The 5,737-nt window shown below is 58.5% G+C and carries 4 protein-coding genes; all 4 read left to right on the top strand.

Annotation, left to right across the window (positions count from 1 at the left end):
• The first annotated feature begins 5 nt into the window (after window positions 1-5).
• Window positions 6-566, top strand: a complete 561-nt coding sequence (locus AWJ19_RS05700) for a DUF6385 domain-containing protein (protein WP_241781617.1) — start codon at window positions 6-8, stop codon at window positions 564-566.
• Window positions 567-722: 156 nt separating this feature from the next.
• Entirely contained in the window at window positions 723-2,786 is a 2,064-nt protein-coding gene (locus AWJ19_RS05695) for a glycosyltransferase (RefSeq protein ID WP_068722092.1), read from the top strand.
• Window positions 2,783-4,531 (top strand): glycosyltransferase, encoded by a 1,749-nt coding sequence (locus tag AWJ19_RS05690; RefSeq protein ID WP_068722091.1) that lies wholly within the window; start codon window positions 2,783-2,785, stop codon window positions 4,529-4,531. The genes AWJ19_RS05695 and AWJ19_RS05690 overlap by 4 nt, the downstream gene beginning before the upstream one ends.
• A 16-nt stretch (window positions 4,532-4,547) precedes the next feature.
• Window positions 4,548-5,737: glycosyltransferase family 2 protein (locus AWJ19_RS05685; protein WP_128083511.1), on the top strand; the 1,190-nt coding region annotated here is incomplete at its 3' end.

The raw sequence follows: 5,737 nt of genomic DNA, 5'->3' as shown, positions 1-5,737 counted from the left end.
CCTGCTTGCGCAGTCCGATACGGGAGGAAATATACCCGACCTCGTCCCGGTCATCGTCCTCTGCAGGTACAGTAACCAACCTGCTCGACGGGACCATTACCAGCGTGCTTGGCGCTACCATTACTGCCGGTACATTATCCTCTGCGGGTACGATAACCAACCTGCTCGACGGGACCATTACCAGTGTGCTTGGTGCTACCATTACTGCCGGTACACTCAGCAGTGTAACCTCTATTTCGCAGCGCAGCTTTATCGAGCAGGCCACACTGGCCATCCCGACCGCCGATGCTTACACTCCACTGCCGGCGAATACCACAAGCGTGCTTGGCACCTACTCCTATTTCATCCTGAATACCGGAGCCAATCCGGTGAATACACGGGTGGAAATCAGCGCAGACGGCACGAATTATTTTGTCGATACCACCGGGGATAATCCGCTGCCTGCCGGTTCGGTAGATGTCATTGTGCCGGCAAGGTTCCTCAAGTACACCCGTCTTTCGTATCAATCAGCCACACCGGGTGCAGCTTCGACCCTTAATGTCATTTTTGACGCCCAGGGAACGTAAGCAAGTCGTCCGTCATATCCTGTAGAGGCAAAAGAGTGCATGTATCCCATGCGCTCTTTTCTTCCACTGGTAACCTTTTACCGGATACATAGGCCGGACATTGCCGGCAGATGCCGCAAGAGCCATTATTTTGCCTGCCAAGGAGGAAATGCTGCCATGACCAGACCAACACTCGGAGTTCATCTGATTGTCCGCAATGAAGCTGCACTGCTGCCAGCCTGCCTGAATAGTGTAGCCGGAGCTGACGAGCTCATTATCGTAGACACCGGATCGGAGGATCATTCCATAGCTGTCGCTGAAGCTTACGGGGCCAGAGTGCTGCAGTACGAATGGGAAGATGATTTTTCAGAAGCCCGCAATACCGGGCTCGCCCACGCCACTGCCGACTGGCTTCTGATCCTTGATGCCGATGAGGTGCTGAAGACCCCGCTGGATAGGATCCGGCAGATAATCACAGGTGCTACAGCCGAGGCTTTTACCGTTAGCATAGACAACCTGCTCGGACACGGGGCGGAGGAGCGCCTGCACCACCGGGTTGTACGCCTATTCCGGGGTGGACAGGGCTACCGGTATTCCGGCAAAATCCACGAAGGTGTAGATCAGGCTATTATCAGCAGGCACGGCACTGCGGCAATCGCGCACAGTGACATCCAGCTGCTCCATTACGGATATTTACCGGAGATCATGCAGCAGAAAAATAAAGCGGCACGCAACGAAAAGCTGCTGCGTGCTGCAGTCGCCGAGCATCCGGAGAATGACTTTTACAGATACAATCTGGCCGTGGCCTGCTGCCAGACCGGGCAGCTGCAGGAGGCGGAAGAACTGCTGTGCCGCACCCTGAACCAAGCCCCGCTGATGGTTTCGTACCGTCCGGCAATGATCCGCGATTTGGCTAAAATCTACCTGGCTACCGGAAAAATGAGCGTCATAAACGCGCTTCTGGCCAGGGAGCTGGAACGTTACAGCGACTACCCGGATCTGCATTACCTGCAGGGCCAGTCCTGGGAGAGCCAGGGGCTGCCCGAGCGCGCCTTTCAAGCCTATCAGCATGCTGAGGCACTTTCTGCAAATCCCCTTGTCCAGGAAAAATACGTCAGCGAGCATGGAATCTCTTCCTTCCGTCCGCTGCACCGCATGGGCGTAATCGCTCTGCAGCTCGGAAAGCCCGAGGAAGCCGCCAGGCTGTTTCACCGTTCACTGCAGCATTTTGCCTTGTACGCCCCCGCACTGTCGGGGATCGTCACTTCCTTTCAGCGTCTTGATGTGCCGGACAGTGATATAGCCGCCCTGCTGCTGCAGCTGGTTCCGGGAGATCAGCCTGCGGGAAGATCGGCGATCATCAGGGCCTTATACGACGCTGATGCCTTTGAAGCGATATGCGGGCTGCCAGGCGGGCTTATGCTGCCGGAAAAAGATACTCTGCTGCAAATCAGCACCGCCTGGATTGTTACCGGTGAGCCGGAAACGGCAATGCCGCTTATCCGCAGTGGCCTGGATCAGCAGGCTTCCCGGGACATGAGTCCGGAGCTGCTGCAGGAGCTGCGTGTGCTTGAGGCTCTGTGCCTGTGGGGACAGGGCATTCCGCTGCAGGACAGCCAGCTGGCTGCTATGCCGGAGGGGGAGCGGATCAGCTGGCACAAGCTCAATCAGCTGCCGGGCCTGACACCGGATAGGCCTGCCGGGGAAGGGGACACCGCCGGAAACCTCGCTGATGACCCTGCATTATCCCTGCTTTTGACGCGGCTAATCCCCCTTGCAGTTAAGCTGCGGCTGGACCCGGTTGCCGAGGCACTGGCCGGGCTTACATCTGTTCATCAGGCTGAGCTGGCAGCTGCTCTCTATAAGGCAGGCCGTCTGGAGGAAGCCGGGGAACGATTTATTGAGCTGGCAGGTGATGGGCGGGCGGGGAAACGGGTTGCTTTTTATATCGCGGAAATGCTGCATGACAAAGGCCATTATGAGCAGGCTGCCGGCTGGTTTCAGCAGGCGCTCGCGGTATCAGGGCGGGAGGACGCTGCACGTACCGGTTTATCCGTCTGTTACCTGCAGCTGGCCGCAGCCGATCTGGAAAAGGTGCTTGCAGGCTTCGGCGAAGGCTACCCTCAAGGACCGGTTCTGGAGGATCTTGCCGCCGTAAAAAATGCCATTACATCGCTAAACCGCACGCCCTGGCATACCAGCTGGAGCAGACGCAGACAGCCTGGAGGTGCAAAGCCATGAGCAGGCTCCAGCGTAAACCGCTGATCTCACTGTGCATGATTGTCAGAAATGAAGCCGACACCCTGGCCCGCTGCCTTACAAGCATACATGGTGTCGCGGATGAGCTGATCATCGTCGATACGGGCTCGACAGATTCCACCCTTTCGATTGCCCGCAGCTTTGGAGCCCGGATCGTCTCTTATCCCTGGACCGGAGATTTCGCTGCCGCCCGGAACGCCGGACTGGAGCAGGCACGCGGGACATGGATTCTTGTACTGGATGCAGATGAGGAGCTTGATGCACAGAGCAAGGGCGAGCTGCTGCTGTGTGCAGAGCATACGGAGTATGAGGCATTTTTTGTACGGATTCATAATCACAAAGGGACTGAGTTCTCCTCACCGGTTATTACGGTCAATCCGATTCTCCGGATGTTCCGCAACCGTCCGCAATACCGGTTCAGCGGTATCGTCCACGAGCAGATTGCTTCTGCAATTGTTGAGGCTACACCGGCGGCAGCCATGCACCTGAGTACGGTATCCGTTCACCATTACGGCTATGCCGACAAAGTTGTGGCCAAAAAGGATAAAATCAGCCGCAATCTCAGCCTGCTGAAAGAGCAGCTGAGGCTGAACCCGCGGGATGCTTTTCACCAGTTCAACACGGCAGTCGAGTATATGCGGCTTGGTGATTACACTCAGGCGCTGGAGCACATCAGGCTTTCACTGGCTGAGGCAGAGCCGGACACCAGCTTCATCCATCTGCTATACAAATACGAAGCCCGCTGCCGGATCATGTCCGGTGACCAGTCGGGTGCGCTGGATGCATGCATCAAGGGCTGCGCGCTTTTCCCTGATTATCCCGATCTCCACCATATCAAGGGGGTTCTGCTGCTGCAGGCGGGGGCTTTTGCTGCGGCCAGGCAGGCATTCCGGCAGGCGCTGGATATCGGTGTCTCGCCTCCGGGTTATCACACCGAATCCGGGCTGGGCACTTATCTGACCTACGCTGCACTCGGGCAGCTGTGCCAGGAGACCGGGGAAGCCGGCGAAGCTATCGCCTGCTACACCCGGGCGGCCCAGCTTCATCCCGCACCTGCACCACTCCTTGTGCGGCTCGTACGGATCATGAAGTGCGCCGGCCGTGAACACGAGCTTGCCGGCTGGCTGGAAGCCCATCTTCCGCAGTTAACGGCAGACGTCCCCCGGCTGGCCGGGCTGCTGCTGGCAGAGGGCTGTTTAGCGGCTGCGGCGGAGGTTATAGGGGCGTGCGCGGGAGCGGCGGATGCGGATATGCCGGGCGGTGGTGCGGGGACAATGAATGAGAACCCGCCAAGGGGAGACGCAGAGGTATCAGACATGAGGGCACCGGGTGGCGCGGGAACTGCAGGAGTGGCGGATATGCCGGGCGGTGGTTCCATGACACCTCTGGACGGTAAGTGGCCTGCTGTGCATGAGCCTGTGTCAGGAGCTGCATCATCTGGTTTACCTTCAGATAATGCGGCTGCAGACCTGCTCCGCCTCCTGCAGCGGGTCAACGCTGTACCGGCTGACCAGTTGCTGCATCAGGACATTACCCTGCTGCTGAGTCATCCGGCTGCTTGCGTGCCGGAGCACAGCCCTTCTGCGGCGGGTCCGGCCTCCCGGTCCAGCCGTGCCTGGCTGCTGATGGCTGACCGCATGCTGGCCGCGCTGCCTGCTGCTTCCGGCTACGGTGCTGCTGCAGCCAGGGTACGCCTCACACTGCCGCTTCCCCGGACGGGAGAGTAAAAAGGAGGCACTTTGAATGGATATTCCCGCACTCTCCCTCTGCATGATCGTCAAAAACGAAGCCCGGCATCTGAGCCGGTGCTTATCCTCCGTACAGGGCCTGGTGTCGGAGATCATCATCGCCGACACCGGCTCCACTGACGGAAGCATGGACATTGCCCGCAGCTTTGGGGCCAGAGTCATCAGGATTCCCTGGGAGCATGATTTTGCCAAAGCCCGGAATCAGACTCTCCGCCAGGCCTCCTGCCCGTGGATTCTGGTACTGGATGCGGATGAAGTGACTGACGGCTGGCGGAAGGAAGCGTTGCTGCAGCTTTTGGATAACACTGCGGTTCAAGGTTATTTCCTGCCTTTTATCCATTATGTGGGCAGTACTGCCGGGGCGGAATACGTTACAGACAACGTCTGCCGGCTGTTCAGGAACGATCCGGAAATTTTTTTTCACGGGACCATTCATGAGGAGGCTGCCAGCAGCATTTGGGCGCTATCGGACGGCAGGATTGTTTACGCGGATCTGCCTGTGCTTCACTATGGATATGTGGACGAAGAGCTGCTGCTCAAAAATAAAACCTCCCGCAATCTGGACCTCATCCGGGCCGCCCTGCAGCTTGATCCCGCGAGCTATCCCCTCCGTTATGCGCTGGGGACCGAATACTATCAGCAGGGTGAGTATAATTCTGCCGCAGATATTCTGCTCCCTTTGCTGAAGGATACGATGCCCGGCCACGGTTATACAGCCGATATCTATCTGAAAACCGCCTATGCACTGCAGGCTGCCGGGCGCAGCCATGAAGCCAGGGCTGTTTATAGTGACGGACTGGCCAGGTTTCCCGATTTCACCGATCTGCTGGAGTGCTATGCCCGGCTGCTGCTGGAGGAAGGTGCACTGGCTAACGCGTACGGCCTTCTGCTTGAGGCGCTGCGCTGCGGAAATACAGCCCACAAATATCCTTCCTCTTCCGGCAGCGGCACCAGCCGCACCAGCCTGCTGGCCGGGCAGGTCAGTGAACATCTGTACCTGTTCGGGGAGGCAAAGGAGCACTACGCGCAGGCCGTCCGCTTCTCGCCGGACCTGACTGCCGCCTGGGCAGAGCTTGTGCCGCTCTGCCTGCTGTCCGGAGATGTGCCGCAGCTCATCACCTTAACCGTGGCAGCCGGCGGCGCACTCTCGCCGGCCACACTGCGCCTGCTCGTTCCGGCAGCGCT

This window comes from Paenibacillus sp. DMB5 (genome assembly GCF_001517085.1).
GTDB lineage: Bacteria > Bacillota > Bacilli > Paenibacillales > Paenibacillaceae > Paenibacillus_AQ.
Note: the sequence above shows the minus strand (reverse complement) of the source record. Positions and strands in the feature narration are given on the sequence as shown.